The organism is Nonomuraea sp. NPDC001699 (assembly GCF_053596455.1).
Genome location: NZ_JBSFGF010000001.1, coordinates 895883 through 920926 on the forward strand (window position 1 = coordinate 895883; position 25044 = coordinate 920926).

27 protein-coding genes are annotated in these 25044 nt (G+C 70.5%); 16 read left to right on the top strand and 11 right to left on the bottom strand.

Annotated features, from left to right (window positions below; translation table 11 throughout):
* Positions 1-156: 156 nt before the first annotated feature.
* From ACWCSU_RS04300 to ACWCSU_RS04310, 3 genes are read right to left on the bottom strand one after another with little or no spacing between them, the layout of a single operon-like run.
* Positions 157-1707 (bottom strand): glycerol-3-phosphate dehydrogenase/oxidase, encoded by a 1551-nt coding sequence (locus tag ACWCSU_RS04300; protein ID WP_357695173.1) that lies wholly within the window; start codon positions 1705-1707, stop codon positions 157-159.
* Positions 1708-1721: 14 nt separating this feature from the next.
* Positions 1722-3212: a glycerol kinase GlpK gene (glpK, locus tag ACWCSU_RS04305; protein WP_449933472.1), complete on the bottom strand. Its 1491-nt coding sequence runs from the start codon at positions 3210-3212 to the stop codon at positions 1722-1724.
* Positions 3213-3264: 52 nt separating this feature from the next.
* The gene (locus ACWCSU_RS04310) at positions 3265-4017 is read right to left on the bottom strand and encodes an IclR family transcriptional regulator (RefSeq protein ID WP_357695177.1); all 753 of its coding nucleotides are present in this window, start codon (positions 4015-4017) and stop codon (positions 3265-3267) included.
* 301 nt (positions 4018-4318) lie between these two features.
* Here ACWCSU_RS04310 and ACWCSU_RS04315 point away from each other — a divergent pair, with 301 nt between their 5' ends.
* Complete coding sequence (locus tag ACWCSU_RS04315) at positions 4319-4939, top strand: TetR/AcrR family transcriptional regulator (protein ID WP_357695179.1); 621 nt, start codon at positions 4319-4321, stop codon at positions 4937-4939.
* A gap of 16 nt (positions 4940-4955) precedes the next feature.
* On the opposite strand, the gene ACWCSU_RS04320 is transcribed toward ACWCSU_RS04315, so the two are convergent.
* Positions 4956-5480 carry a hypothetical protein gene (locus ACWCSU_RS04320; protein ID WP_357695181.1) on the bottom strand — a complete coding sequence of 175 codons (525 nt, stop codon included), beginning with the start codon at positions 5478-5480 and terminating at the stop codon, positions 4956-4958.
* Between the two features lie 122 nt (positions 5481-5602).
* Here ACWCSU_RS04320 and ACWCSU_RS04325 point away from each other — a divergent pair, with 122 nt between their 5' ends.
* Complete coding sequence (locus ACWCSU_RS04325) at positions 5603-6181, top strand: YqgE/AlgH family protein (protein ID WP_357695183.1); 579 nt, start codon at positions 5603-5605, stop codon at positions 6179-6181.
* On the opposite strand, the gene ACWCSU_RS04330 is transcribed toward ACWCSU_RS04325, so the two are convergent.
* Entirely contained in the window at positions 6178-6804 is a 627-nt protein-coding gene (locus ACWCSU_RS04330) for a TetR family transcriptional regulator (protein ID WP_357695185.1), read from the bottom strand. The two genes, ACWCSU_RS04325 and ACWCSU_RS04330, sit on opposite strands and share 4 nt — an antisense overlap.
* A gap of 149 nt (positions 6805-6953) precedes the next feature.
* Between ACWCSU_RS04330 and ACWCSU_RS04335 the strand changes: the two genes are divergently transcribed.
* Positions 6954-8552: an MFS transporter gene (locus tag ACWCSU_RS04335; protein ID WP_357695187.1), complete on the top strand. Its 1599-nt coding sequence runs from the start codon at positions 6954-6956 to the stop codon at positions 8550-8552.
* Positions 8553-8630: 78 nt separating this feature from the next.
* Here the strand turns inward: ACWCSU_RS04335 and ACWCSU_RS04340 are convergent, their stop codons facing one another.
* Positions 8631-10037, bottom strand: a complete 1407-nt coding sequence (locus ACWCSU_RS04340; RefSeq protein WP_449933476.1) for a cellulase family glycosylhydrolase — start codon at positions 10035-10037, stop codon at positions 8631-8633.
* Positions 10038-10105: 68 nt separating this feature from the next.
* On the opposite strand from ACWCSU_RS04340, the gene ACWCSU_RS04345 reads away from it, so the two are divergent.
* From ACWCSU_RS04345 to ACWCSU_RS04375, 7 genes are all read left to right on the top strand, one after another.
* A complete protein-coding gene (locus tag ACWCSU_RS04345; protein WP_357695191.1) occupies positions 10106-10591 on the top strand; it encodes a hypothetical protein in 486 nt (161 codons plus the stop codon).
* Positions 10588-10848 (top strand): DUF3039 domain-containing protein, encoded by a 261-nt coding sequence (locus ACWCSU_RS04350; protein WP_357695193.1) that lies wholly within the window; start codon positions 10588-10590, stop codon positions 10846-10848. Before ACWCSU_RS04345 ends, ACWCSU_RS04350 begins: the two co-directional genes overlap by 4 nt.
* Before the next feature lie 78 nt (positions 10849-10926).
* Complete coding sequence (locus tag ACWCSU_RS04355; RefSeq protein WP_449933479.1) at positions 10927-11847, top strand: zinc metalloprotease; 921 nt, start codon at positions 10927-10929, stop codon at positions 11845-11847.
* Positions 11848-11871: 24 nt separating this feature from the next.
* Complete coding sequence (locus ACWCSU_RS04360) at positions 11872-13260, top strand: MFS transporter (RefSeq protein WP_357695195.1); 1389 nt, start codon at positions 11872-11874, stop codon at positions 13258-13260.
* A 90-nt stretch (positions 13261-13350) separates the two neighbouring features.
* The gene (locus tag ACWCSU_RS04365; RefSeq protein WP_449933481.1) at positions 13351-14175 is read left to right on the top strand and encodes a hypothetical protein; all 825 of its coding nucleotides are present in this window, start codon (positions 13351-13353) and stop codon (positions 14173-14175) included.
* A 124-nt stretch (positions 14176-14299) separates the two neighbouring features.
* The gene (locus ACWCSU_RS04370) at positions 14300-16054 is read left to right on the top strand and encodes a DEAD/DEAH box helicase (RefSeq protein ID WP_397040123.1); all 1755 of its coding nucleotides are present in this window, start codon (positions 14300-14302) and stop codon (positions 16052-16054) included.
* A 151-nt stretch (positions 16055-16205) separates the two neighbouring features.
* Entirely contained in the window at positions 16206-16583 is a 378-nt protein-coding gene (locus ACWCSU_RS04375; RefSeq protein WP_357695200.1) for an STAS domain-containing protein, read from the top strand.
* Here ACWCSU_RS04375 and ACWCSU_RS04380 read toward each other — a convergent pair.
* From ACWCSU_RS04380 to ACWCSU_RS04390, 3 genes are all read right to left on the bottom strand, one after another.
* Entirely contained in the window at positions 16580-17101 is a 522-nt protein-coding gene (locus ACWCSU_RS04380) for a hypothetical protein (RefSeq protein WP_357695202.1), read from the bottom strand. The genes ACWCSU_RS04375 and ACWCSU_RS04380 overlap by 4 nt on opposite strands.
* Before the next feature lie 172 nt (positions 17102-17273).
* A complete protein-coding gene (locus ACWCSU_RS04385; RefSeq protein ID WP_364088915.1) occupies positions 17274-17843 on the bottom strand; it encodes a nicotinamidase in 570 nt (189 codons plus the stop codon).
* 14 nt (positions 17844-17857) lie between these two features.
* Positions 17858-19141 (bottom strand): nicotinate phosphoribosyltransferase, encoded by a 1284-nt coding sequence (locus ACWCSU_RS04390; RefSeq protein ID WP_449933484.1) that lies wholly within the window; start codon positions 19139-19141, stop codon positions 17858-17860.
* Between the two features lie 46 nt (positions 19142-19187).
* Between ACWCSU_RS04390 and clpS the strand changes: the two genes are divergently transcribed.
* From clpS to ACWCSU_RS04415, 5 genes are all read left to right on the top strand, one after another.
* The gene (gene clpS, locus ACWCSU_RS04395; protein ID WP_352350112.1) at positions 19188-19481 is read left to right on the top strand and encodes an ATP-dependent Clp protease adapter ClpS; all 294 of its coding nucleotides are present in this window, start codon (positions 19188-19190) and stop codon (positions 19479-19481) included.
* 10 nt (positions 19482-19491) lie between these two features.
* Positions 19492-20016: a DUF2017 domain-containing protein gene (locus tag ACWCSU_RS04400; protein ID WP_449933487.1), complete on the top strand. Its 525-nt coding sequence runs from the start codon at positions 19492-19494 to the stop codon at positions 20014-20016.
* A 9-nt stretch (positions 20017-20025) separates the two neighbouring features.
* A complete protein-coding gene (locus ACWCSU_RS04405) occupies positions 20026-20427 on the top strand; it encodes a M67 family metallopeptidase (protein WP_357695210.1) in 402 nt (133 codons plus the stop codon).
* Between the two features lie 140 nt (positions 20428-20567).
* Complete coding sequence (locus tag ACWCSU_RS04410; protein WP_357695212.1) at positions 20568-20840, top strand: MoaD/ThiS family protein; 273 nt, start codon at positions 20568-20570, stop codon at positions 20838-20840.
* 1 nt (position 20841) lies between these two features.
* The gene (locus tag ACWCSU_RS04415) at positions 20842-21789 is read left to right on the top strand and encodes a PLP-dependent cysteine synthase family protein (protein ID WP_364088906.1); all 948 of its coding nucleotides are present in this window, start codon (positions 20842-20844) and stop codon (positions 21787-21789) included.
* Between the two features lie 60 nt (positions 21790-21849).
* Here the strand turns inward: ACWCSU_RS04415 and ACWCSU_RS04420 are convergent, their stop codons facing one another.
* Both ACWCSU_RS04420 and ACWCSU_RS04425 read right to left on the bottom strand, forming a co-directional pair.
* Positions 21850-23661, bottom strand: a complete 1812-nt coding sequence (locus ACWCSU_RS04420) for a DUF3352 domain-containing protein (protein WP_449933735.1) — start codon at positions 23659-23661, stop codon at positions 21850-21852.
* An 85-nt stretch (positions 23662-23746) separates the two neighbouring features.
* On the bottom strand, positions 23747-24073 hold the full coding sequence (locus ACWCSU_RS04425) for a hypothetical protein (RefSeq protein ID WP_357695216.1): 327 nt from the start codon (positions 24071-24073) through the stop codon (positions 23747-23749).
* Between the two features lie 136 nt (positions 24074-24209).
* On the opposite strand from ACWCSU_RS04425, the gene ACWCSU_RS04430 reads away from it, so the two are divergent.
* Positions 24210-25001 carry a thioesterase family protein gene (locus ACWCSU_RS04430; protein WP_364088903.1) on the top strand — a complete coding sequence of 264 codons (792 nt, stop codon included), beginning with the start codon at positions 24210-24212 and terminating at the stop codon, positions 24999-25001.
* Positions 25002-25044 lie beyond the last annotated feature (43 nt).

The window sequence follows — 25044 nt, forward strand, 5'->3', positions numbered from 1 at the left end:
GGCCCGCCGCCTCGGTGCGGCCGCGTGGGGTTCCCGGCGGTCCTCGGCGACGGATGCGACGGTGGAGATGCCCAGAATCAGCCGACATGAACCTCTGATCTGCGGTGACGGCCGTCACCCCGGCCGCGGCGGCACAGGCCGCGGCCGGGGTGAGAGTCAGCCGAGGAGCTGCTCGATCCGGGTGCGGACGTCGGGCGTGTCGAGCCCGCGCACCGTGAGCGTGGTACGGCGGCGCACGACGTCGTCCACGGTGGCCGCCCACTCGTGATCGCGGGCGTAGACGGCCTGGGCCCAGATGTCGGGCCCGTCGGGGTGGATGCGCTCGCCGAGCGAGGGGTCCTCGCGGATGAGCCGGGCCACGTCGAAGGCGATCGTGCCGTAGTGGGTGGCCAGGTTGCGGGCGACCAGCGGGTCCATGCGGGCGCCCGGCTCCCGTTCGGTCCACAGGCGCATGGCGACGGCGTCGGGGCTGGCCAGGCCCGGCAGCGGCACGGCCGGCAGGATGGCCGCCAGGTCGTCGCCGAGCGGCCTTCCGGGCAGGCGGGCGAGGGTCTCCAGGACGTGCCTGCCGATGTGGCGGTAGGTGGTCCACTTGCCGCCCGCGACCGACAACATGCCGCCCGCGCCCCTGGTCACCACGGTCTCCCGCTTGGCGGCCGACACCTGGGCGGGCCCGCCGGGAAGCACGCGCAACCCGGCGAAGGCGTAGGTGATGTCCTCGCGGCGGAGCTGGCAGTCGCGTACGGAGTGGCCGGCCTCGTCGAGGATCTGGGTGATGTCGGCGTCGGTGGCGCGCACGTCGGCAGGGTCGCCCTCGTACGCCTCGTCGGTGGTGCCGAGCAGCAGGTGGTCCTCCCACGGGATGGCGAAGGAGACCCGGTACTTGTCGATCGGCGTGGTGAGCGCGGCCTTCCACGGGTCGTGGCGGCGCATGACCAGGTGGGCGCCCTTGGACAGCCGGATGCTCGGCGCGGCGTTCGGGTCCTCCATCCGCCGCAGGTGGTCCACCCACGGGCCGGTGGCGTTGAGGACGAGCCGGGCGTTCACCCCGAACTCGGTGCCGTCGAGGCGGTCGCGCAGCTCCGCTCCGGTCACGTTGCCGCCCGACTTGCGCAGGCCGACGACCTCGGCGTGGTTGAGCACGACCGCGCCCGCGTCCACGGCGGCGCGCACGGTCATGACGGCGACGCGGCTGTCGTTCATCTGGTGGTCGCCGTAGACGGCGGCGGCGCGCAGGCCCTCGCTGCGCAGCGCGGGCACCCGGCTCATGGCCTGGTGCGGCGTGATGACCCTGCCCATGCCGTCGCCGAACACCGACAGCGCGGAGTACAGGAAGACGCCGGCGCCGAGCTTGGCCGCGCCGTGCGGGCCGCCCTTGTAGATCGGCACCAGGAAGGTGAGCGGTTTGACCAGGTGGGGTGCGATGTCGCCGGCCAGGGCGCGGCGTTCGCGGTGGTTCTCGGCGACCAGTTTGACGTTGCCGGTCTGCAGGTAGCGCAGGCCGCCGTGGACCAGCTTGGACGACGCGCTGGAGGTGGCCCCGGCGAAGTCGCCGGCCTCGACCATCGCCACCCGCAGCCCGGCCTGCGCGGCCATCCAGGTGACGGAGGTGCCGAGGATGCCGCCGCCGATCACCAGCAGGTCGTACGTGGCGCGGGAGAGCTCGTCCCGGATCTCGGCCCTGTCGGCGCCGATGGCGATGTTCATGACGTGCTCCAGTCCTACTTTTCGACCCAGTCGAGGGTGCGGGCCACGGCCTTCTTCCAATTGCGGTACTCCCGCGCGCGGACCTGTTCGTCGATCTCCGGCCGCCACTCCGACGCCTTGTGCCAATTGGCGCGCAGGCTGTCGAGGTCGGGCCAGTAGCCGATGGCCAGGCCGGCGGCGTACGCGGCGCCGAGCGCGGTGGTTTCGGCGACCATCGGCCTGATCACGGGGACGGCCAGCACGTCGGCCAGCGTCTGCATGAGCAGGTTGTCGGCCGTCATGCCCCCGTCGGCGCGCAGCGTGGTCAGGTCGAGCCCGGAGTCGGCGTTCATCGCGTCGACGACCTCGCGGGTCTGCCAGGCGGTGGCCTCCAGGACGGCGCGGGCGATGTGTCCCTTGGTGACGAACCCGGTCAGCCCGGCGATCACGCCACGGGCGTCGGAGCGCCAGTGGGGCGCGAACAGCCCCGAGAAGGCCGGGACGAAGTAGCAGCCGCCGTTGTCGTCGACGGTCTTGGCCAGCGTCTCGATCTCGGCGGCGCTGGAGATCAGGCCCAGGTTGTCGCGCAGCCACTGCACCAGCGAGCCGGTGACGGCGATCGCGCCTTCGAGCGCGTACGTGGCCGGGCCGTCGCCGATCTGGTAGCCGACCGTGGTGAGCAGGCCGTGCCGGGAGACGACGGGCTCCTGGCCGGTGTTCATCAGCAGGAAGCTGCCCGAGCCGTAGGTGCTCTTGGTCTCGCCGGGTTCGAAGCAGGTCTGGCCGAACAGCGCCGCCTGCTGGTCGCCGAGCGCGGAGGCCACCGGCACGCCGGCCGCGGTGTGGCCGTAGACCTCGGCGGACGGGCGGATCTCCGGCAGCATCGCGCGCGGCACGCCGAGGGCGGCGAGCAGGTCGTCGTCCCAGCTCAGCGTGTGGATGTTCATCAGCATCGTGCGGCTGGCGTTGGTCACGTCGGTGAGGTGGCGGCCGGTCAGGTTCCACAGCAGCCAGCTGTCCATCGTGCCGAACAGCACCTCGCCGCGCTCGGCCCGCTCCCGCAGCTCGTACGCGTCGAGCAGCCAGCGGATCTTCGGCCCGGAGAAGTACGTGGTCAGCGGCAGCCCCGCCTTCTCCTTGAACAGCGCCTCGTGCTCGGCGAGCGTCTGGGTGAGCGCGTCGGTGCGGGTGTCCTGCCACACGATCGCGGGGCAGACGGGACGCCCGGTCTCCCGGTCCCACAGGACGGTGGTCTCGCGCTGGTTGGTGATGCCCAGCGCGGCGATGTCGAGCCCCTCGGTGGCCTCGGCCATGACGGTCCGGACCGACTGCCAGATCTCCTCGGCGTCGTGCTCGACCCAGCCCGGCTTGGGGAAGATCTGGCGGTGCTCGCGCTGGGCGACGGTGACGATGTTGCCGGCCTGGTCGAAGACGATGCACCGGCTGGACGTGGTGCCCTGGTCAATGGCTGCGATGTAGTGCGGTCGAGGCACGAGGTTCCTCGCTTGGGAGTCGGGGTTCGACATTGTCGAACGATGTGAGCGATGTTACGTGTTTGCCCCGGTGTTGTTCAACCGGTCATCTGGCCAGATCGCGGGTGATCGCGCGGGCGGCGTCGCGGACGTAGGAGACGTACTCCATGGTCAGGGCGCCGTCGGCGGTCAGCCGTTCGACCGCGCCCCGGATGCCGATGGCGCCCACCACGAGGCCGCGCGGGTCCTTGATCGGAGCCGCGATGGCGACCTCGCCCTCGGTCAGCTCCTCCATCTCGGCCGCCCACCCCCTGGTCCGGACCTGTTCCAGGTCCTCCTCCAGCTTGGCGGTGTCGACCAGCGTCCGGTCCGTGTACGCCGGCAGCGGCGGCGCCGTGAGCGACTCCCCGTAGGGGTCGTAGGCGAGCAGCACCTTGCCGAGCGCGCTGGCGTGCGTCGGCAAGTAGGTGCCGACCTGGAGGGTCTGCATGCTGTCGTCGGGGCGGAACACGTGGTGGATCACCAGCACGTGGCCCTCGTGCAGGGTGCCGATCCAGGCGCTCTCCCTGCTCCGCCCGGCCAGGGCGTCGGCCCAGTTGATCGAGCGGGTGCGCAGCTCGTTGACGTCGAGGTAGCTGCTGCCCAGGTGGAGCAGCGTGGCCCCGAGCCGGTACTTGCCGGTCGCCGCGTCCTGCTCGACGAAGCCGACCCGGACCAGAGTGCGCAGGATGCCGTGGAGCGTGCCCTTGGGCAGGCCCAGCGCCCTGGCCAGCTCGGCCACGCCGAGCTGGCGGGGGCCGGAGGCGAGCAGGCGCAGGATCGCGGCCGCCCGCTCCACCGATTGAATCGTCTCTCCCACGGCGGCAACCATAGCGCAGATCGGTTCGACATTGCCGAACGCTTTCACGGAATCAGCGCTCCCGCGACGGTCGGCGCGGCGTTGACGGACGCCGCCACGCTCACCCCCTGAAGGACGGCCTCCACCGCTCGCCGTGGCCATGGCGAGCATCAACCGGAAGCCCGGCAAACGCGCGGGAACCAGCCGCTGTGCGGACGTCGTCCGATCGGAGGGGCCGGTCGAAAAATACGATCACGACAGCTCCTTAATGGGACAAGTGATCCATTAAGCATGCCATGACGTCAGCATGAAAGGGGAGTTGATGGAACAAGAGTCCCGTTTGGCGGGGACTGTGCGGCCGGGGGGCCGCACCGCGCGCGTGCGCGCGGCCGTGCTGGAGGCCACTCAGGACGAGCTGGTCGAGCACGGCTTCCATGGGCTGACCATGGATCAGGTGGCGGCCAGGGCCGGCGTGGGCAAGACCACGGTCTACCGGCGCTGGGGGAGCAGGGCGGGGCTGGTCACGGATCTGATGATCGAGCTGGCCGAGCAGTCGTCACCACACGCCGACACGGGATCCGTCGAGGACGACCTGCTGGCCAACGCCATGGCCGTGGTGGGCGCGGTCACCGACCACCGGCTCGGGGCCACCTTCCAGGCGGTGATCGCGGCGGGCACGTCCGACGCGCAGGCCGTCCAGGCGTTGCGGGCCTTCTATCTGCGGCGCATCGAGGAATGGGCCAAGGTCGTCGACCTCGCGGTGAAGCGGGGGGAGCTGCCCGAGGGCACTGACGGGATGGAGGTGATCCGGGCGATCTCCGCGCCGCTCTACTACCGCCTGCTGGTCACCAAGGAACCGGTGGACCAGGGGGTCGCCACGGACGCGGCGCTGCGCACGCTGGCGGCGGCGCGGGCGGGCGCGTTCGTCCCACGGGACGCCTGACACCGTACGGGCGGGGTCACAGGGGGCCGTCGGGGACCGAACGGGGCCAGACGGAGCCGTACCACCACATGATCCCGCCCATCACCACGAGCCCGCCGCCCGTGGCCAGCTTGCCCCACAGGTCGGAGGGCGGCCCGGTGTAGGGCAGGCGGCCGTGTCCCCGGCCGTGCCCCCGCCCCCAGGCGCAGTCGTTGCGCACCCGGGTGGAGTCGATGAGCGTGTCGGGGTGGGTGTCGGTGACGGAGAAGGCCTCGATCTCGCGGGTGGCGCCCCGGTCGATCTTGACCGTCCTGACCACCTGCTTGCGGGCCGGGATCGAGCCGGTCGCCACGCTGGTCGCGTCCACCCGCAGGTCGAACCGGGCGAGCTGGGGGGTCTGGTTGCGCAACGTGACCCGTACGGACCCCGACCCGCACCCGAGCTTGTCGGTCGTCATCGTGAACGGATCGCCCCGGTCGGGCCATGCCTCGGCGGGCGACGGCAGCAGCAGGACCGCGCCCACGGGAAGGGCGGCCAGGACGAGGCGGGTACCGATGCGCATGTGCTCCTCCCGAGCCTTCCGCAAGCATGATCTTTGCTACGGATCGTGCCCATAAGACCACAGAAAGTAACATGGCCGGGCCGGGGGAGCGGAAAGCCTGTCACACCCTTCATGATGGAGGTATGGCGGAAGCGATCTACGTCGGCGGTTTGTTGGTGGCGACGCCGCTTCTCGACGACCCCAACTTCCGGCGTAGCGTCGTGCTGATCCTCGAACACGACCACGACGGCGGCACTCTCGGCGTGGTGCTCAACCGGCCGAGCGACATCTCGGTCACCCAGGTGCTCCCGGTCTGGGACCCGCTGGTCACCGGGCCGCCGGTGCTGTTCGAGGGCGGTCCCGTGCAGACCGACAGCGCCCTCGCCCTGGCGGCGGTCCCGAGCGGGCAGGAGCCGCTCGGCTGGCGCAGGCTGCACGCCGGCACCCCGGCCGTCTCCCGGCTGGGCACGGTCGACCTCGACGCGCCCCCCGAGATCCTCCAGGGCGAGATCGCGCAGATGCGGATCTTCGCCGGATACGCCGGCTGGACCTCCGGCCAGTTGGAGAGCGAGATCGCCGAGGGCGCCTGGTACGTCGTCGACTCCGAGGCCGGCGACACCTTCCACGGCGACCCCGGCTCGCTCTGGCGGCACGTGCTGCGGCGTCAGCCGGGCGAGCTGGCCTTCGTGGCGACCTGCCCCGACGACCCCACGATGAACTAGGCCGGGCGGGTGTCCCAGCCGGGCCGCAGCGACTCCTCGGCCAGCGTGACCGCCTCGGCGATGCGCGTGACGATCTCCGGCATGGTGGTCTCCCTGCGGGGGCACTCGAAGCCGATGCGCATGGTGGACATCGCGAACGCCACGATCAGGTGCGTCAGCTGATCGTCCTCGGGGTCGACGCCCCGGCGGGCGGCGACGGCCTCGGCCAGGCGGCTCTCGGTCAAGGCGCCCCGGGCGACGGACTGCCCCACCAAGTGCGGATATTTATCGAAAAGTTGCCGCAGCTTCAGGAACCTCTCGGTGTCCTCCGGCGTTGACCCCTGCATGTCCTCCACCATGGCCCGCAGGCCGTGCATGAGCGACGTGAACGGGGGCTCGTCCTCCGGGCGGCCGGCGAAGGCCTCCATCAGGACCTCCTCGCCGTGGTCGTGGAACCACAGCACGAGATGGTCCTTGCCGGTGAAGTAGCGGAAGAAGGTGCGGGGGGAGACTTCGACGACCCCCGCTATCTGCTCGATCGTGGTGGACTCGTATCCTTGTTCGAGGAACAGGTCGAGCGCCGCGTCGAGGAGCGCGAGGCGCGTCTTCTCCTTCTTGCGTTCCCGTAGACCCACTGCGGACACCCCTTCGCCACCTTTCTGTCACAGTGTGCCAGAAGTCATGCGGCGTCTTTTTAAAATCGTTTGTCATAAGTCATGGCCTGACATACTCTACCTGAGGCTTACGAGACCTATGCCGCTTGTTGAGGCGGTATGTAACTGAGGGGGACCTTATGGCTAACGCGAAGGCGGTCGCCGAACCGTCGTCGCCCGGCCTCGGCAAGACGGGGACGGGTGGCGGGAACCCATGGCTGGTGCTGCTGGCGGTCAGCCTCGGCGTCATCATGGTGATGCTGGACGGCACGGTGGTGGGCATCGCCAACCCCGTCATCCAGGTGGAATTGAAGGCGTCGCTGTCCGACCTGCAGTGGGTGACCAGCGGCTACCTGCTCGCGCTGGCCGTCTTCCTGATCACCGCGGGCAAGCTCGGTGACCTGTTCGGGCACAAGCGCGTCTTCCTGATCGGTGTGGCCGGCTTCGCTCTGTCCTCGGTGGGCATCGGTCTCAGCCAGGAGCTGGCCGACGTCGTCCCCGGCCTGTCGCCGGTGGGCGCGCTGATCGGCCTGCGGGTGCTGCAGGGCCTCTTCGGCGCCCTGCTCCAGCCGGCCGCCCTGGCGCTGCTGCGTGGCGCCTTCCCCGGTGAGAAGCTGAACCAGGCGATGGGGGCCTGGGGTGCGATCATCGGCCTCTCCAGCGCCGCCGGTCCGATCGTGGGCGGCGTGCTGGTGGAGAAGGTGAGCTGGGAGTCGGTCTTCTTCATCAACGCCCCGGTGGGCATCATCGCGTTGATCATGGGCTTCCTGCTGATCAAGGAGAACCGCGTCCAGACGTTCGCCCGCATCGACTGGCTCGGCGTGGTGCTGCTGTCCGGCGCGATGTTCTCGCTGGTCTGGACGATCATCAAGGCCCCCGAGTGGGGTTGGGGCGACTCGACGACGCTGACCTTCATCGTCGCGTTCGTGGTGCTCATCGGCCTGTTCATCTTCTGGCAGAGCAGGGCCAAGCAGCCGCTGGTGCCGCTGTCGCTGTTCAGGAACGTCTCGATCTCGATCGGCACCCTGCTGATGATGATGGTCGCGTTCGCGATGTTCGGCGCGATGTTCTTCCTGGGCTTCTTCTTCCAGGGCGTGCACGGCCTGACCCCGCTCGACGCCGGCCTGCGGATGCTGCCGATGAGCGCGGGCATGATCGTGGCCTCGCCCCTGGCCGGCATGGCGATCGGCAAGCTCGGGCCGAAGATCACGATGGCCGCCGGTCTGCTGATCACCGCGTCCTCGATGTTCCTCATGTCGCGTCTCAGCATCGACGCCTCGTTCATCGAGAGCGGCCTGCCGTTCGTGCTGCTGGCCTTTGGCCTCTCGCCGGTGTTCGTCGGCGCGACCGAGATCATCGTGGGCAACGCGCCGGTCGAGCTGAGCGGTGTCGCGGGTGGCCTTCAGCAGTCGGCCATGCAGGTCGGCGGCGCGCTCGGCACCGCGATCCTGGGCGCCGTGATGGCCGGCGAGATCGCCGACACGCTGCCCGGCTACCTCGGCCCGGCGGCGCAGGCGATCCCGCCGGGGCAGCTCACGCTGCTGGAGAAGGCCGCCGCGTTCGGCGCGACCCCGCCGGGGCTGCCGCAGGTGGTCACGGACGCCGTGCACAACTCGTTCATGGACGGCATGCACCTCGCCTTCCTGGTCAGCACCGGTGTCGCGGTGCTGACGGCCCTGCTGACGCTGTTCGTCAGGGCCGGTCGCAAGAGCGAGGGCGCGCCGGTCCACATGGGCTGACCGCTTCCCGCCGGAACGGCCCCCGCCATCGTGGCGGGGGCCGTTCCGCTGTCCGGGGCCCCTCTGTCGCGGGGGCCGCTATTTGGCGGTGACGGTCAGGATGACGCGGCCCGAGGTCTTGGTGGTGACCGTCAGGATGCGCCGGGCGGCGTTCCAGACGGCCGTGCCGCCGTCCACCTGGGCGCCGTTCGGGAAGCCGCGCTCGGGCAGGTAGATCTCGGTGGGGCCGGTCTCGTTGGCTTCGAAGACCACCTGGAGGCGGTTCTCGCCGTACGTGACGCCGACCGGGACGCCGCCGATCGCCCTCGGGTACGCCCTGACGTACACGCCCGGCAGCGGAGTGGCCTTCCCCTTCGCGTCGTACGGCCCCCAGGCGTCGGCGTCCCGCGACCAGTACGCCATGCCCGTGCCCACCTGGTCGCTCACCCCCTGCACCTTCCGCACCAGGTCGGAAGCGCCCGGCCTGGTCATGTCCAGCCCGAACTCGCCCAGCAGGACCGGCGCCCGCATGCGCTCGGCCGTCCGCGCGATGTTCTCGCGCCACCAGCCGAGCGTGCGGTCGGTCCACTCCTTGGAGCCGGCGGCGTAGTCGTCGCCGAGGTCCAGGGGCAGCGGGTAGAGGTGCGGGGCGAAGGCGATGCGCGGCGGGCCGCCGCGCGGGTCGTCGAAGCGCGGCAGCGCCGACGGCAGGCCCCAGTTGACGCCCACGGCCTGCGGCTCCAGGAAGATCCAGCGGTCGGGGTCGACCTCCCTGATCCGGGCGATGGTCCTGCGGTAGAGGGTGGCCAGGGGGCCGGTCTCGAACGTCGCGCCCTGCACCGAGCCGCCCCACGGCTCGTTCATCAGGTCGTACCCGAGAACGCCCGGCACGTCCTTGAAGCGGGCCGCGACCGCCGCCCACGCCTTGGCGTAGCGGTCCATCAGGTCGGGGTGGTCGCCGGTGGTGTTCCAGAAGTGGTCGAAGGCCCGGATGACGCCGGGTTCCAGGTAGTACATCTCCCAGGTGAACTGCTCGGTGGCCACCGGCAGGCCGTCGGTGTGGGTGGCCCAGGCGGGCGCGCCGTTGCCGGCGACGCCGGTGGGGGTGATGGCGTTGCCCCACAGGTCCTGGTGCATGTCGAGCATGACCTGGTAGCCGCGGTCGGAGTACCACCGCACCCGCTCAGCCACCTTGTCCAGATATTTCATGTCATAGGTGCCGGGGGAGGGCTCCACGGCCCGCCACAGGATGAGGAAGCGCACGAAGTTCGTGCCCATGTCCCGGTATTCGCGGTCGATGTCGTCCGGGGTCAGCTCCGGGAGCGCGTCCGGGGCGCCCTTGGCGCTGCCCGCCGTGTTGAACCCGTGCAGGATCAGCGCCCGGCCGCGGTCGTCGGTGACGTAGCGGGGGGTGGACGGAGGAGCGTCCCTGGTCGCGGCGGCGACAGCGCCTCCGGCCAGCAGGACGAGCACGGCTGTCGTCGCGAGCAACCTGGCACGCTTCATCTGATCTCCGCGGATGCCGGGAAATAGGGTCTTCCATCAGAATCATGGACGCGGCTAGCCTGCCGAACATGAGCCTTGTTCGCAATAGCCTGCCGGCGATCGTCACCTTGTTGATCGTCGTGGGGTTCGGTCTGTTCGGCGCGGTCCTGGTCACGAGGGTCGGCTACCTGGCCGTGCCGTCCGCGGTCGGGGCCCCGTACGCGCTGCCGGGCCTGCGCGTCGTCCCCCTGGGCGAGACGACCTGGCTGCTCACGCTCGCCGACACGGTCCTCGCACTCGCCCTGGTCGGCGCGGTGGCGTCCACGCGCGGCGGACTCTGGCGCACCTGGGGCAGGTTCCTGGTCGCCGCGGTCGCGGTGAACCTGGTGCGCGCCGCCCTGCTCGCCACCGTCGCCGAGGCCGGGATCGGCGCCTACCTCGGCTATCTCGGCGGTGGCCTGGTCGCGGGCCTGATCTGGGGAATCGTCCTCGGCTGGCTCCCCGGGCTCGCCGCGCTGCCGCGCCGGTCCGGAACGCGGGACCGGTCGCCGGCGGGCATAAACTCGATGGGGTGAGCACGAAGATCCTCCCTGAGCAGGAGACCACTCCGCGCACCTCTCACGGTGACGGCGACCACGAGCGGTTCGCCCACTACGCGGACAAGCACAAGATCACCGAGAGCATGGTGACGGGCACGCCCATCCGCGCGCTCTGCGGCAAGATCTGGGTGCCCAGCCGTGACCCGAAGAAATACCCGGTCTGCCCGGAGTGCAAGGAGATCTACGAAGGTCTCCCGCCCGGCGGTGGTGGCGATGACGACAAGAAGCAGTGAGTGTTGCTGAAGCCCATTCCCCCCGGGTAAGGCTACGGTCGGTAATCTGACCAGCCCATACCGTCACGGGGGGATCGTATGGCCCGGCGCGCGACCGCCGTCTCGTTGGCATGCCTGCTCGCGGCCGGGCTCGCCCCGCCGTTCCCGCTCGGCGCCATGCCGCTCCCGGTCGGCGCCGAGCCGGCGTCCGCGTGCGTCCCGTCGGCTGCGCGCCTGGCCGCCCCGCGCGCGCCGGCCGGGACCGGCCCGCGCTCGCCGCTCCCCGAAGACGTCGCCAGGATCTCGGCCGAGCTGAAGACCCGGTTGCGGGGGTTGACCGTGCCCACGCGCATCACCGTGCCGACCCGGGTGGTCGTCCTCACCGACGGCCGGCGCAAGATCTCCGAGCAGCTGGTCAGAACCCAGATCGACGTGCTCAACGCCGCCTACGCCGGCCGCAACGGCGGCGTGGACACCGGCCTGCGCTTCAAGCTGGAGTCCGTCTCCGTCAAGGAGAACGCCACCTGGTTCGCCGACCCGGTCGGCGGCGAGAAGGCCATGAAGACCCGCCTGCACCAGGGCGGCGCCCAGACGCTCAACCTCTACATCGCCCAGCTCAGCGAGCTCATGCTGGGCTTCGCCAGCTACCCCTACTGGTACGCCGGCGCCCCCGCCCTCGACGGCGTCGTGATCGACTGGCGCAGCCTGCCCGGCGGCGCGATGACCAACTACGACAAGGGCTTCACCGTCGTCCACGAGATCGGCCACTGGCTCGGCCTGTTCCACACCTTCGAGAACGGCTGCGACGAGCCGGGCGACGGCATCGCCGACACCGCCCCCGAGGCCCGCGCCACCGAGGGCTGTCCCGAGAGTAAGGACACCTGCCCCAACACCGGCACCGACCCGATGCACAACTACATGGACTATGCCCATGACCGGTGCATGTCGGAGTTCACCCAGGGCCAGGCCGACCGCATGCACGAGATGTGGACGGTGTACCGACGCAGCGCAGATGCGTAGATTCGACGCATTTACCATGTGTAGGTGACAGCACCGAAGGCAATCGACGCTCCCGACATCTCACCCCGGATCCTAGGACCGGCGTACCGCACGGCCACTTTGGGGATCGTCCTCGTGGTCACCCTGATCGCCTTCGAGGGGATGTCGGTCGGCGTCGTGATGCCGGAGGTCTCCCGCGACCTCGACGCGCTCAACCTCTACGGCATCAGCTTCTCCGCCTTCCTCATCGCCAGCCTGTTCGCCAACGTGGTCGCCGGGCTCTGGTCGGACCGGCGCGGCTACCCGCTGCCGTTCCTGGCCGGGGTGGTGCTGTTCGTCGCCGGGATGGCGCTGGCCGGCACGGCGGACGCCAAGGAGCTGTTCCTGATCGCGCGGGCCGTCCAGGGATTGGGGGCCGGAGCCTCGATCGTGGCGCTGTACGTGATGATCGCCCGGGTCTACCCGGCGGACCTGCGGCCCAAGGTCTTCGCGGCACTGTCGGCCGCCTGGGTCGTGCCCTCGATGGTCGGGCCCGCCGTGGCGGGGGCCGTCGCCGAGCAGTGGGGCTGGCGTTACGTCTTCTACGGGATCATCCCGCTGGTGGTGCCCGCGCTGGTGATGCTCGTCCCCGCGCTCCGGATGGCCGGGCCCGAGCAGGCCGAGGAGGGCCCGCGCGGGCCGCGTTCGCAGCCGCTGGCGATGACGCTGGCCGCCACCTCCGCCGCCGGCGGCGCGGGCGTGCTGCTGTGGGGCGTGGACGAGCTGCACAAACAGCCGCTGGTCGGCACGGCCGCCACGCTCGGCGGGCTGGGCTTCCTGATCTACGGCCTGTACCGGCTGCTGCCGCCGGGCGCGCTGCGGTTCGGCCGCGGGCTGCCCACCACCGTGCTGCTGCGCGGGTTCTTCTCGGCGGCCTTCTTCGGCGTCAACTCCTTCATCCCGCTGGTGCTGACGTCGGTCAAGTTCTTCGACGCCAGGGCCGCCGGGATCGCGCTGACCACGGGCGCGCTCGGCTGGTCGGCGGGCTCCTTCCTGCAGAGCAGGCGGACCGCCGAGCCGCACCGGCGGATCAGGCTCGGTGCGGTGTGCGTCACGGTCGGGATCGTGATCGCGCTGTTCGCGGCGCTGCCCGCGGTGAGCGGGTGGATCGCGGTGCCGGCCTGGATCGCGGCCGGGTTCGGGATGGGCCTCGGCATGACCACGGTCAGCGTCACCGCGCTCAGGCAGTCGCCGGTCAGCGAGCAGGGCGCCAACTCGGCGGCGCTGTCGGTCACCGACATGCTGGGCTCCGCGCTGACCGTCGGCCTGGGCGGCGCGGTGATCAACTTCATCGGCCACGAGTCCGGGCAGATCGCCACCGGGTTCGTGGTGATCTCGGTCATGATGGCGCTCATCGGGCTCGCCACCACGTTCCTGGCCGCCCGTACGCGCTGATCGTGCGATTCTGCCCCTCCCGCCACAGTGATCACGGATCGCCAGATCTTCGTCCCGAGGAGTGATAGGACAACGGGACGAGGAGGTGTCATGGAGGATGATCACCGGGTCTGGCCCCCCGCTTCCGGGCCCCGGCACCGCCGCACTCCTCCCCAGGACGCGGACCCCCCGGACGACCCCGACGAGGACGCGGAGGAGGCCCCCTGGCCGCCCCGCCGCGGGCGCGACCCGTACGAGCGGGAGACGGCGTGGAACCCGCGGATCCGCAGGACCGCCCCGCTCGACCCGCCGGCCGCCTCCGAGCCGCTGCCGCCCTCGGCGCGGTTCTACGGCACCCCGGCCGACCCCGGGCCGCTGGAGGAGCCCCCGAGGCGCGGACGGCGCGTGGCCGGGGCCCTGGTCGCCGTGGCGGCGGTGGCGGCGGTGGCGGGGCTGGTCGCGGGGGTGAGTACGGTGGCGTCCCGGTTCACCGCGCCGCCGCCGGAGTCCGACCGGCTCAGCGACGCCGTGGCGGGCGTGTCACTGCGGCTGCCGCCCGGCTGGAGCGCCGGCACGATCCCGCCGGTCACCGGCTTCACGTCGGTCGCCAGGGACGGGAACGGCGCGCTGGTCATGGCCATGCGGGTGCCCGACCCCGTGCCGAACGCCAAGAAGGCCGCCGGGGAGGCCGCCGAGCTGTACTCCAGGCTGCTGCTCAAGGGCGACAAGGTCACGGTCGTCGACGACCGCGACATCCCGCAGGGGCACACCAGGGCGCTGCGGGCCGAGTACCAGGACGTCGTCAACCGGCCCGCCTTCCTGCGCGTGATGCTTCTCACCCGCGCGGGCCGCGCGGTACTGCTCCTCGGGCTGCTCCAGCCCGAGGCGACCACCGGCAGACAGGCGCTGGACGCGGTGATGACGAGCTTCAGATAAGCCACATAGCACGTAGGGAAGACCTTGGCCAGAATCCTCGGTGCACGGCACGTCTTGTCGGTGAGCCCGATTACCCTTGGGTCACTGTGAGAGAGCGAAGCACACGAACCCCAGAGGTGATGCGGTGAGCACCTTCGCCGCGTCCCACCTTTCGCCTTCCTATCCAGACCGCGCCGCGTGGGGCACCGCGCCCAAGCTGCGCGCCTGGCAGCAGCAGGCGTTCGACCTGTACTTCAGGCGCGAGCCGCGTGACTTCCTCACCGTGGCCACCCCCGGCGCGGGCAAGACGACCTACGCCCTGCGCATCGCCAGCGAGCTGCTGGCCAACGGTGTGATCAGGGCCGTCACCGTCGTCACGCCCACCGAGCACCTCAAGCGCCAGTGGGCCGACGCCGCCGCCCGGGTCGGCATCGGCATCGACCCCGAGTTCAAGAACAGCCAGGGCACCACCTCGCGCGACTACACCGGGGTGGCGGTGACGTACGCGCAGGTCGCGATGCACCCCGCGCTCCACCGGGCGCGCACCGAGGCCCGCAAGACCCTGGTCATCTTCGACGAGATCCACCACGCGGGCGACGCCAAGTCGTGGGGCGACGGCGTGCGCGAGGCGTTCGAGCCCGCCACCCGCCGGCTCCAGCTCACCGGCACGCCGTTCAGGTCCGACGACAACCCGATCCCGTTCGTCGGCTACGAGGAGGACGCCGAGGGCGTCAAGCGCAGCGTCTCCGACTTCTCCTACGGCTACGGCCCGGCGCTCGACGACGGCGTCGTGCGTCCGGTGATCTTCCTGGCCTACTCCGGCGAGATGAAGTGGCGCACCCGCGCGGGCGACGAGATCGCCGCGACGCTCGGCACCCCGCTCACCAAGGACCAGCTCTCCCAGGCGTGGCGGGCCGCGCTCGACCCCAAGGGCGACTGGATCCGCCAGGTCATGCAGGCCGCCGACCGCCGCCTGACCGAGGTCCGCCGGGGCGTGCCCGACGCGGGCGGCCTGGTGATCGCCACCGACCACGAGACCGCCCGGGCCTACTCCCGCCACCTGCGCAACATCACCGGCGAGGGCGCGACGGTCGTCCTGTCCGACGACCCGGGGGCGTCCAAGAAGATCAAGCAGTTCGCCGCCTCCGAAGACCGCTGGCTGGTGGCCGTCCGCATGGTGTCCGAGGGCGTCGACATCCCGCGCCTGTGCGTGGGCGTCTACGCCACCTCGACCTCGACCCCGCTCTTCTTCGCCCAGGCCGTGGGCCGCTTCGTCCGCGCCCGCAAGCGCGGCGAGACGGCCTCGGTCTTCCTCCCCTCGGTGCCCACCCTCATGGGGCTGGCCAACGAGATGGAGGTCGAGCGCGACCACGTGCTCAACAGGAAGCCTCCGGAGGACGGCCTCGACGACAGCCTGCTGGAGCAGGCCAACCGTCAGAAGGACAACCCCGACGTCCTGGGCGACGAGCTGCCGTTCGAGACGATGGAGACCTCGGCCACCTTCGACCGGGTGCTCTTCGACGGCGGCGAGTTCGGCACCGGCGCGGAGATCGGCTCGGCCGAGGAGGAGGACTTCCTGGGCCTGCCCGGCCTCCTTGAGCCCGACCAGGTGGCCACCCTGCTCCGCAAGCGCCAGTCCGACCAGCAGGCCGCCAAGCGCAGGCAGGGCCCGGCCGAGCAGCCCAAGGAGACCTTGGCCCCCCACGAGCAGATCGCCGAGCTGCGCCGCGAGCTCAACGGCCTGGTGGGCGCCTGGAACCACCGCACGGGCCAGCCCCACGGGGTCATCCACGCCGAGCTGCGCCGCACGTGCGGCGGCCCGCCGATCGCGCAGGCAACGTCCGAGCAGATCCAGGAACGCATCGACGCCATCCGCCGCTGGGCCACCCAGCGACGCTAGCCGCACCCCCTTCGCCGGTTCCCGCGAACCGGCGAAGGGCCGGTGGGGGACCCTGCACATTTGGACACAGAGCAGTGACCTTCCGTTAGAAGGCCGGCCAGAACGGCAAGAACCCTCTTGGCTGTCTCGGGATACCAGAAGGATCTTGCCCATGTCGTCTGAGGCCCCCGGCAAGTCGACGCTGACCGTCACCTCCGGCCTCTCCCGGAACGCCGTCATCGTCCGGCTCGAAGGGGAGCTCGACGTCTACGCCATCCCGATCCTGCGCGAGCACCTGCTGCGCATCTGGGAGCTGCCCGCCAAGCCGTTCCTGATCCTGGACCTCGGCGAGGTCGCCTTCTGCGACTCGATGGGCATGAACGAGCTCGTCGAGGTCATGCAGCGGTGCGAGTCGAGGGGCACCCGGCTGCTGCTCGCGGGGGTGCACGGGGTGATGGCTCGGGTGTTGTCGATCACCGGGTTGCGGCACGCGTTCGAGGTGTTCGCCAGGTTCGACGACGCCCTGCGGCTGGCCGTCGCGACTCTCTAGAGGCGCGCGGGGGCCGGGATGCGCCTGCCGGAGCGGCCGTCCACCGGAATGTACCGCTCGTCGGCCGGGAGCGGGACCGTCAGCGCGGCCCGGCCGTCCTTGACGCGGACGGGAAGGACGCGTACGCCCTCATGGTCGCCGCTCAGTGGACCCTCGTGCACCCACACCAGCAACCGGCGGCCCTCGGGACGGGCGATCACCTTGGCCGTCGCGCACTCGTGCGGCGCGGCCGTCCACGACAGCACGAGCCGCCGGCCGACGTGCCCGCCGACCGTGGCCCACTGGGGGATCGGGGTGCGCTCGTCGCACGCGGGCAGCGCCGGCGCGGGCGGCATGTCATGGGCCACGACCGTGGGGCCACGGCCGGCGGGCACGTCGCTCATCGCGACCGTCGCGACCTCCAGCAGCGCCAGTGTCACGACCGCCCCCACCCGCGCCCCCGGACGGCCCTTGACGAGCACCCAGAGGGCGAGAGGGGTGAGGAGCAGCCAGGCCGCGCCCAGGGAGATGGCAAGCATTGAGGAACCTCGCACAGGATGAAGAGATATGACTCTACGTACTACTTCGACTGCGGAGGGGTTAGGTCATCCTTGGATATCACATGACCGCAGGGTTGCGCACTGTGTACCGTCCGTGATCAGTGCGGGCATGGCGAAGTCCCGGCGGTGGCCGGTGAGGTCAAGGGGCCGGTCAGCCTTCCTTGGGGGCGCCCGTCAGCGTCACGCCCGCGGCCTCCATCTGGGCCATGGCCGACTGCGTGGTGGCCGGGGAGACGCCCGCGGTGAGGTCGAGCAGCACGCGTACGGCCAGCCCGTTGGCCACCGCGTCGAGCGCGGTGGCGCGGACGCAGTGGTCGGTGGCGATGCCCACCACGTCGACCTCGGTCACCCCGTGCTCGCGCAGCCAGTCGGCCAGCGGCGCGCCGTCGCCCGAGGTGCCCTCGAAGCCGCTGTAGGCGGCCGCGTAGGAGCCCTTGCTGAAGACCTCCTCCACCTCCGAGACGTCGAAGGAGGGGTGGAAGTCGGCGCCGGGGGTGCCGGCCACGCAGTGGGCGGGCCAGGTCGTGACGTAGTCGGGGGTGTCCGAGAAGTGGGTGCCGGGCTCGACGTGGTGGTCACGGGTGGCCACGACGTGGTCGTAGCCGTGCTCGCTGAGATGGCGGGTGATCTCGGCGGCCACCTCGGAGCCGCCGGCCACGGCCAGGCTCCCACCCTCGCAGAAGTCGTTCTGCACATCGACGATGATCAACGCGGTGCCCATAAGAGCACGATACGTCAGACGAACTCCGTGGGGATCGCCGCATACCCCCTGCCGAGGTGCAGCGCCTCCTGGGGGAGCAGCGCGACGGCCTCGGCGTGGCGGTCGCGGGCGGCCGAGAGGGGTTCCCGGCCGACGATCTCGCCGTCGCGCACCAGCTCGTGCAGCAGGGGGATGCCGCCGTCGGGGACGACGCCGCCGGTGGTGATCAGCTCGGTCTCGATGTGCCCGCCCGCGTCGAGCAGCCGGTACGCCTCCTTGCGCCCGCCGCGCGACGGCTTGCCGACCGAGCGCTTGGCCACGGCCTCCAGCCGGCCCGCCCCGGTCTCCCGCGCCACCAGCTTGTACACCAGGGCCGCCGTGGGGACGCCGGACCCGGTCACGAGGGAGGTGCCCACGCCGTAGCCGTCCACGGGGGCGGCGGCGAGCGCGGCGATGGCGTACTCGTCGAGGTCGGAGGTGACCACGATGCGGGTGTCGAAGGCGCCGAGCGAGTCGAGCAGCTCGCGCACCTCCTGCGCGGCGGCGGCCAGGTCGCCGGAGTCGATGCGGACCGCGCCCAGCTTGTTCCCGGCCAGCTCGACCGCCGTGCGCACCGCCTGCTGCACGTCGTAGGTGTCCACCAGCAGCGTCGTCTCCGCGCCGAGTGAGGCGATCTGGGCCTCGAACGCGTCGCGCTCGGAGTCGTGCAGCAGGGTGAAGGCGTGTGCGGCCGTGCCCGCGGTGGGGACCCCGTACCGGTGGCCGGCCATGAGGTTGGAGGTGGAGGCGAATCCGGCGATGTAGGCGGCGCGGGCGGCGGCGACGGCGGCGTACTCGTGCGTGCGGCGCGAGCCCATCTCGATCAGCGGGCGCTTGCCGGCGGCGTTGGTCATGCGGGAGGCGGCCGAGGCGATGGCGCAGTCGTGGTTGAGGATCGACAGCGTCAGCGTCTCCAGCAGCACGGCCTCGGCGAAGGTGCCCTCGACGATCATGATCGGGGAGGCGGGGAAGTAGAGGTCGCCCTCGCGGTAGCCGTAGACGTTCCCGGAAAACCGGTAATCGGCGAGAAACGCCAGAGTCGATTCGTCGACCACCTCCTGCTCGCGGAGAAAAGTGAGTTCTTCGTCACCGAAACGGAAGCGTTCGAGCTCGTCCAGGATGCGTCCTACGCCGGCCACGACCCCGTACCGGCGCCCGCCCGGCAGATGCCGGGCGAACACCTCGAAGACCGCGCGCCGGTGCGCGGCACCGCTGCGCAGCGCCGCCTGGAGCATCGTCAGCTCATAGTGATCTGTGAGCAACGCAGTGCTCATGGTCATTCTCACGACTCGAAGACTACGGCCCAGATAGGGCAGACTCGGGGATGTGGGTAGCACCGCTCCAATCACCGTCGAGCGTCCGTCATCGGACGTCCGGCCCGATCTGCCATGGGTGACCATCGTCTGGAACGACCCGGTCAACCTCATGTCCTACGTGACCTATGTCTTCCAAACCGTCTTCGGCTATACCAAGGAGAAGGCGGAGAAACTGATGCTGGACGTCCACCAAAAGGGCAAGGCGGTCGTGTCCAGTGGCACGCGCGAAGAGATGGAACGCGATGTGCAGATTCTTCACTCCTACGGCCTGTGGGCGACGGTCCAGCCGGATTCGGTCAAGTGAGGCGGCGGCGGTGAGTTCGGGGTTCTCGGCCGGGCAGGACGGCTCGGTCATCGCGCGGTTCGAGGCGGCGGAGGTCTCGCTGCTGCGCTCGCTCGTCTCGATGTTGCTCGGCCTGGTGTCGCCGGGCGAGACCAGCGACGATCCGCTGGAGCGGGCGCTCGGCATCGGGGCGGCCCAGGCGCCGACCGATCCGGTGCTGGCCCGGCTGTTCCCCTCGGCGTACGAGGACGAGAAGGAGGCCACGGAGTTCCGCCGCTACACCGAGGCCACGCTGCGCGACGGCAAGCGCGCCGACGCCCGGACCGTCCTGGAGACCGCGCGCTCAGGTCGCGCCGACCTGACGCCCGAGCAGGCCCAGGCGTGGCTGCGCTCGCTCAACGACGTCCGCCTGACGCTCGGCACCAAGCTCGACGTGACCGAGGAGGTCCACGACGAGATCGCCACGATGTCCGAGGACGACCCCCGCTACCCGGCCTACGTCACCTACGACTGGCTGACCTACCTCCAAGACAGCCTGGTACGCGCCCTCTGGTAGCTTCCGGGCATGCTCACGATCTCGCAGGAACTGGTGGACAAGATCGTCGCGCACGCGCGGGCCGACCATCCCGACGAGGCGTGCGGTGTGATCGCGGGTAGGAACGGCGTTCCCGAGCGGTTCGTCCCGATGGAGAACGCCGAGCGTTCGCCCACGTTCTACCGGTTCGACTCCATGGAGCAGTTCCGCGTCTGGCGGGAGATGGACGACCGCGACGAGGAGCCCGTCGTGATCTACCACTCCCACACCGCCACCGAGGCGTACCCGTCGCGCACCGACGTGTCCTACGCCTCCGAGCCGCAGGCCCACTACGTCCTGGTCTCGACCAGGGACGAGAACGAGGTCGAGTTCCGCTCCTACCGGATCCTCGACGGAGTGATCGAGGAGGAAGAGGTAAGATTCCTCCCATGATGGTCCGGCCGGTGCAGAGCTACCTCTTCGCGCACACTCCGGCCGTCGTCGTCTACGACTGTCGCTGATCTGGAATCCGTACCCAGCCCTCGGTGTTGGCGCCGATGGGACGACGACCAGATAAGAGGAGAATGACCGCGATGGCCATCGAGGTTCGCATTCCCACCATCCTGCGTAACTACACCGACGGCGCCAAGGCCGTCGACGCCGAGGGCGCCACTCTCGACGAGCTGATCAGCAACCTTGAGTCCCGGCACCCCGGCATCAAGGCCCGCCTGGTCGACGAGGGCAGCCTGCGCCGCTTTGTCAACGTCTACCTCAACGACGAGGACGTGCGCTTCCTCGGCGGCCTCGGCACCCCGGTGTCCGACGGCGACACGGTCACCGTGCTGCCCGCCGTCGCCGGCGGGTGACATGCGGTTCGACTCGCTGATCGACTCGGTCGGGCGCACGCCGCTCGTCGGGCTGCCCCGGCTGTCGCCCTCGCCCGAGGTGCGCGTCTGGGCCAAGCTCGAAGACCGCAACCCGACCGGGTCGATCAAGGACCGGCCGGCGCTGTGGATGATCGAGCAGGCCGAGAAGGACGGCCTGCTCACGCCCGGCTGCACGATCCTTGAGCCCACCAGCGGCAACACCGGCATCTCGCTGGCGATGTCGGCCAGGCTCAAGGGCTACAAGCTGATCTGCGTGATGCCGGAGAACACCTCCGAGGAGCGCCGGCAGCTCCTGCGCATGTGGGGCGCGGAGATCATCTCCTCGCCCGCCGCGGGCGGTTCCAACGAGGCCGTGCGCGTGGCCAAGGGCCTGGCCGCGGAGAACCCGTCCTGGGTGATGCTCTACCAGTACGGAAACCCGGCCAACTGGCGCTCCCACTACGAGACCACCGGCCCGGAGATCCTGGCCGACCTGCCCACGATCACCCATTTCGTGGCCGGGCTCGGCACCACGGGCACGCTGATGGGCGTCGGCCGGTTCCTGCGCGAGCACGTGCCCGGCGTGCAGATCGTCGCCGCCGAGCCGCGCTACGGCGAGCTGGTCTACGGCCTGCGCAACGTCGACGAGGGCTTCATCCCGGAGCTCTACGACGAGTCCGTGCTGACCACCCGCTTCTCGGTCGGCTCGGCCGACGCGCTGCGGCGCACCCGCGAGCTGCTGGCCGCCGAGGGCATCTTCGCCGGGGTCTCGACCGGCGCCGCGCTGCACGCCGCGCTGGGCGTGGCCAGGAAGGCGGTCAAGGCGGGCGAGCGCGCCGACGTCGCCTTCGTGGTGGCCGACGGCGGCTGGAAGTACCTGTCCACGGGCGCCTACGAGGGCACCCTGGAGGAGGCCGAAGAACGCCTGGAAGGGCAGCTCTGGGCCTGACGACATGAGAAGGGGGCGGCCGGTCCGGCCGCCCCCTTCTTCCAGGTCAGTTCGACATGGTCAGTTGAACAGGACCCGCAGCGAGAAGTCCGCCTCGGTGGCGCTCTGCTTGCCGCTCAGGCCGACCGCCCGCAGGACCTGCGCGTTGGCCTTGTCGTCGCCGTCCATGCTCTGCAGGTACAGGTGCTCGACCTTGTCGAGGTCCACGAACAGCGCGAAGGTGGCCTCGCCGGCGTTGGGGATCGCGGTCTGGAACGTCTCGGAGTCGCCCAGCGTGCCCTCCTCGGCCAGCTTCTTGGCGTACTCCTCGCTCGTCGCCGCCGTGAAGACGCCGTCACCGGGGACCTTGGCGATCTGCGGAGCGGGCTGCCCGCTCGCCGCCAGCGCCTTCTCGATCTTGGCGACGACGGCCTGGGCCTTCGCCGGGTCGGTGACGACGCGGACGCCGGCCTTGATCTGGTCGCCGTCCAGACCCTGGCTGTCCACCGCGACCGTGAAGTTCTTGCCGAGCACCGTGGCGAGGTCGCCCGGCAGGTCGAGGCCGAACTTGGTCTTGGCCTGTTCGAGGAGCTGCTGCACCTCGGCGCCGCCGCTGGCCGCGGCCGACTTCTGGATCTGGGCCCACTGCTTGGTGATCATCTGGTCCATGCCGGAGACCGACACGGCGCCGGCCGTGCCCGCGGGCAGCGTGCCCAGGGACGCGGGCTGGAGGTCGTCCGCGGTCACGCCCTTGGCGCCCCTGACCAGGCCGGCCAGCTCGACGTACGCGCTGTCGAAGCGCAGCGCGCCGGCGAAGCGGGCGTCCTTGATGGGCTCGATGCTCGCGGCCTGCTCGGCGGGGATGGGGGTGAGCTTGGCCAGCCCGCCCATGTCCGCCCAGAATGACAGCACGCCCTGCTCGCCGACGTCGCCCATGTCGTCGCTGAACTCGTTGTTGTCGGCGAGGGTGGCCTCCCCCTGCGCGAACTTGTCGGCCAGCGCCTGCGTCGAGGACAGCAGCGCGTAGTCGTCGCGGAAGGCGATGCCGTACTTGTCGCCGTCCATGAGCTTGGCGATGCCCGCCTTGGCCTGCGTCTGGTCCTTGACCTGGACGGCGACCGCGAAGTCGGGCTCGGACTTGCCCGAGGGCACGGCGGCGAAGCCGACCCTGCTGCCCAGCCACGGGTCCACGTCCTTGCCGAAGTCGATCTTCTTGTCGCCGCTCTCGTTGACCAGGTTGAACAGGGCCTGGCGCGGGTCCTCGCCGGTGAAGGAGCCCTTGGTGACCGTGAACTTCCTGGCGAGCTGGAACAGCGCCAGCTTCTGGTTGGCGGCCGGGTCGAGGTCGAGGCGGGCGTAGGCGATCGCGTTGGCGGGCAGGACCTCGTCCGGCTGCGTGCCGCCGCCGCCGATCGCGCCCACGGCCCACACCGCGCCGCCGCCGAGCAGCACCACCGCGAGCGCCGCCGCGCCGGCGATCAGCCAGCCCTTGCGGCCGCCCTTCTTCGCCGGTTGCGGCGGGCCGAAGCCGTCGGGGCCCTGCTGCTGCCAACCCTGCTGGTCCTGCTGTTGCCAACCTTGCTGGGCGTACTGGTCCTGTTGCTGCCAGCCCTGCTGCTGCTGCGCGTACTGGTCCTGTGGCGGCCAGGTCTGCTGCTGTTGCTGCTGCCAGTTCTGCTGGTTCTGCTGCGCCTGGCCGCCGTACGGGGCGCCGTAGGCGGGCTGCTGGCCGTAGGCGGACTGGGGGCTGTATGCCGGCTGCCCCGGCTGGGGGGGCTGCTGACCATAGGGCTGCTGGTACGGCTGCTGCGGCTCCTGCGGCTGCTCCCAGCCGCCTCGGTACGCCGTGGTGCGGTCGGGATCATCGCCGTAAGGGGGATTATTCGCAGACATCACTCAACTCACAATGTGGACTTTTGACCACAGAGAAGGTAGCTGATGTTGCTAGATGGCCGCTTGCAATGTGCTGAAGTCGGGATTAGGCCCGATTCAACTCCTTTTTCAGCACATCGAGGTGAACCTCGCCGCCTGTCCAGTCCGTCACGTAGGCCCAGGGGACGAACGTGCTCCCGACGTACACCGTCCGCGCCAGCGTCCTGGACAGCCAGGGGGAGCGGCCATGGCGGTCACGCGTGAGCCCGAGCAGGACGGGCGCGCGCCGCCCCGAGACGACCAGCCCGTAGACCGTCTGGCTCTGCTGGAGCTCGCCCTTGTGCTTGTGGACGCGGAGGTCGACGACGTGACCGACCCACACCCCGTTCGAGTCCCACACCGAGTGACCGATGAGTTCGGTGACAGTTGCCATGATCGAACTGTTCCATCCTGAGGGTGTTTTCCCAGGTAGGCGCGCTGATATGGGATCGGCGTGGTGCGAACGCCGCAGCCCCGCGTAAAGTGGGGGACTACTAGAATATAGTTCCGTACGGTGAAGGCAGGGCGGGATGACCAAGTTCGACGAGGCCACACAGGCGATCAGGGTCGACGAGACCACCTATGACGTGTGCCTCGACCCCGGATACTCCATCGGCGGCCCGCTCAACGGCGGTTACCTGATGGCCGTGGTCCTGCGCGCCGCCGTGGACGCCTCGCCGTTCGAGCACCCGGTGAGCACCACCTCGCAGTTCCTCAGGTCACCGGTCGCCGGCCCCGCCCAGGTCAGGGTCGAGCCGCTGAAGTCGGGCCGCACGGCCGCGTTCGCCAGGGCCACGCTCGTCCAGGACGGCGTGCCGCAGATCGAGAGCCTGATCACCACCGCCACCCTGACCGGCGCCGATCCCGTCTACACCGACGCGCCCTCGGTCGTCATGCCGCAGGTCGAGGAGTGCGTCAAGCTCCCCGATCCCAAGCCCGAGAACAACATGACGCTCAACGCCCAGATGGACATGCGCTTCGACCCGCCCACCATCGCCTGGCTGAAGGGCGACCCCACGGGCCGGCCGGAGTCGCGGGCGTACTTCAGGATGGCCGAGCCGCAGGACGCCGACCCGTACGTGCTGGCCCTGGCCGTGGACGCGCTGCCGCCCGTGGTGTTCTCCGCCGGCGCCCGCGGCTGGGCGCCAACCGTCGAGCTGACCTGGCATTTGCGCGCCCTGCCCGCCCCCGGCTGGCTCACCCTGATCGGCGGCGGCCGTCTCATCGCGGACGGCTGGTTCGACGAGGAGGTCGAGGTGTGGGACTCCACGGGCCGCCTGGTCGCCCAGTCGCGCCAGCTCGCCAGGGTCGGAAGGGGCTGATGTGAGCAACACAACAGTCCCGCCTTCACCAGGTGTGAGCATT

Coding starts and splice junctions, on each gene's coding strand:
- ACWCSU_RS04410 (WP_357695212.1), top strand. CDS start 20,568: ATGGCCATCGAGGTTCGCATTCCCACCATCCTGCGTAACTACACCGAC.
- ACWCSU_RS04420 (WP_449933735.1), bottom strand. CDS start 23,661: ATGTCTGCGAATAATCCCCCTTACGGCGATGATCCCGACCGCACCACG.
- glpK (WP_449933472.1), bottom strand. CDS start 3,212: ATGTCGAACCCCGACTCCCAAGCGAGGAACCTCGTGCCTCGACCGCAC.
- ACWCSU_RS04375 (WP_357695200.1), top strand. CDS start 16,206: ATGTCGTCTGAGGCCCCCGGCAAGTCGACGCTGACCGTCACCTCCGGC.
- ACWCSU_RS04380 (WP_357695202.1), bottom strand. CDS start 17,101: ATGCTTGCCATCTCCCTGGGCGCGGCCTGGCTGCTCCTCACCCCTCTC.
- ACWCSU_RS04390 (WP_449933484.1), bottom strand. CDS start 19,141: ATGACCATGAGCACTGCGTTGCTCACAGATCACTATGAGCTGACGATG.
- ACWCSU_RS04365 (WP_449933481.1), top strand. CDS start 13,351: ATGGAGGATGATCACCGGGTCTGGCCCCCCGCTTCCGGGCCCCGGCAC.
- ACWCSU_RS04320 (WP_357695181.1), bottom strand. CDS start 5,480: ATGCGCATCGGTACCCGCCTCGTCCTGGCCGCCCTTCCCGTGGGCGCG.
- ACWCSU_RS04345 (WP_357695191.1), top strand. CDS start 10,106: ATGAGCCTTGTTCGCAATAGCCTGCCGGCGATCGTCACCTTGTTGATC.
- ACWCSU_RS04425 (WP_357695216.1), bottom strand. CDS start 24,073: ATGGCAACTGTCACCGAACTCATCGGTCACTCGGTGTGGGACTCGAAC.
- ACWCSU_RS04325 (WP_357695183.1), top strand. CDS start 5,603: ATGGCGGAAGCGATCTACGTCGGCGGTTTGTTGGTGGCGACGCCGCTT.
- ACWCSU_RS04405 (WP_357695210.1), top strand. CDS start 20,026: ATGCTCACGATCTCGCAGGAACTGGTGGACAAGATCGTCGCGCACGCG.
- ACWCSU_RS04300 (WP_357695173.1), bottom strand. CDS start 1,707: ATGAACATCGCCATCGGCGCCGACAGGGCCGAGATCCGGGACGAGCTC.
- ACWCSU_RS04335 (WP_357695187.1), top strand. CDS start 6,954: ATGGCTAACGCGAAGGCGGTCGCCGAACCGTCGTCGCCCGGCCTCGGC.
- ACWCSU_RS04355 (WP_449933479.1), top strand. CDS start 10,927: ATGGCCCGGCGCGCGACCGCCGTCTCGTTGGCATGCCTGCTCGCGGCC.
- ACWCSU_RS04340 (WP_449933476.1), bottom strand. CDS start 10,037: ATGAAGCGTGCCAGGTTGCTCGCGACGACAGCCGTGCTCGTCCTGCTG.
- ACWCSU_RS04415 (WP_364088906.1), top strand. CDS start 20,842: ATGCGGTTCGACTCGCTGATCGACTCGGTCGGGCGCACGCCGCTCGTC.
- ACWCSU_RS04385 (WP_364088915.1), bottom strand. CDS start 17,843: ATGGGCACCGCGTTGATCATCGTCGATGTGCAGAACGACTTCTGCGAG.
- ACWCSU_RS04430 (WP_364088903.1), top strand. CDS start 24,210: ATGACCAAGTTCGACGAGGCCACACAGGCGATCAGGGTCGACGAGACC.
- ACWCSU_RS04315 (WP_357695179.1), top strand. CDS start 4,319: ATGGAACAAGAGTCCCGTTTGGCGGGGACTGTGCGGCCGGGGGGCCGC.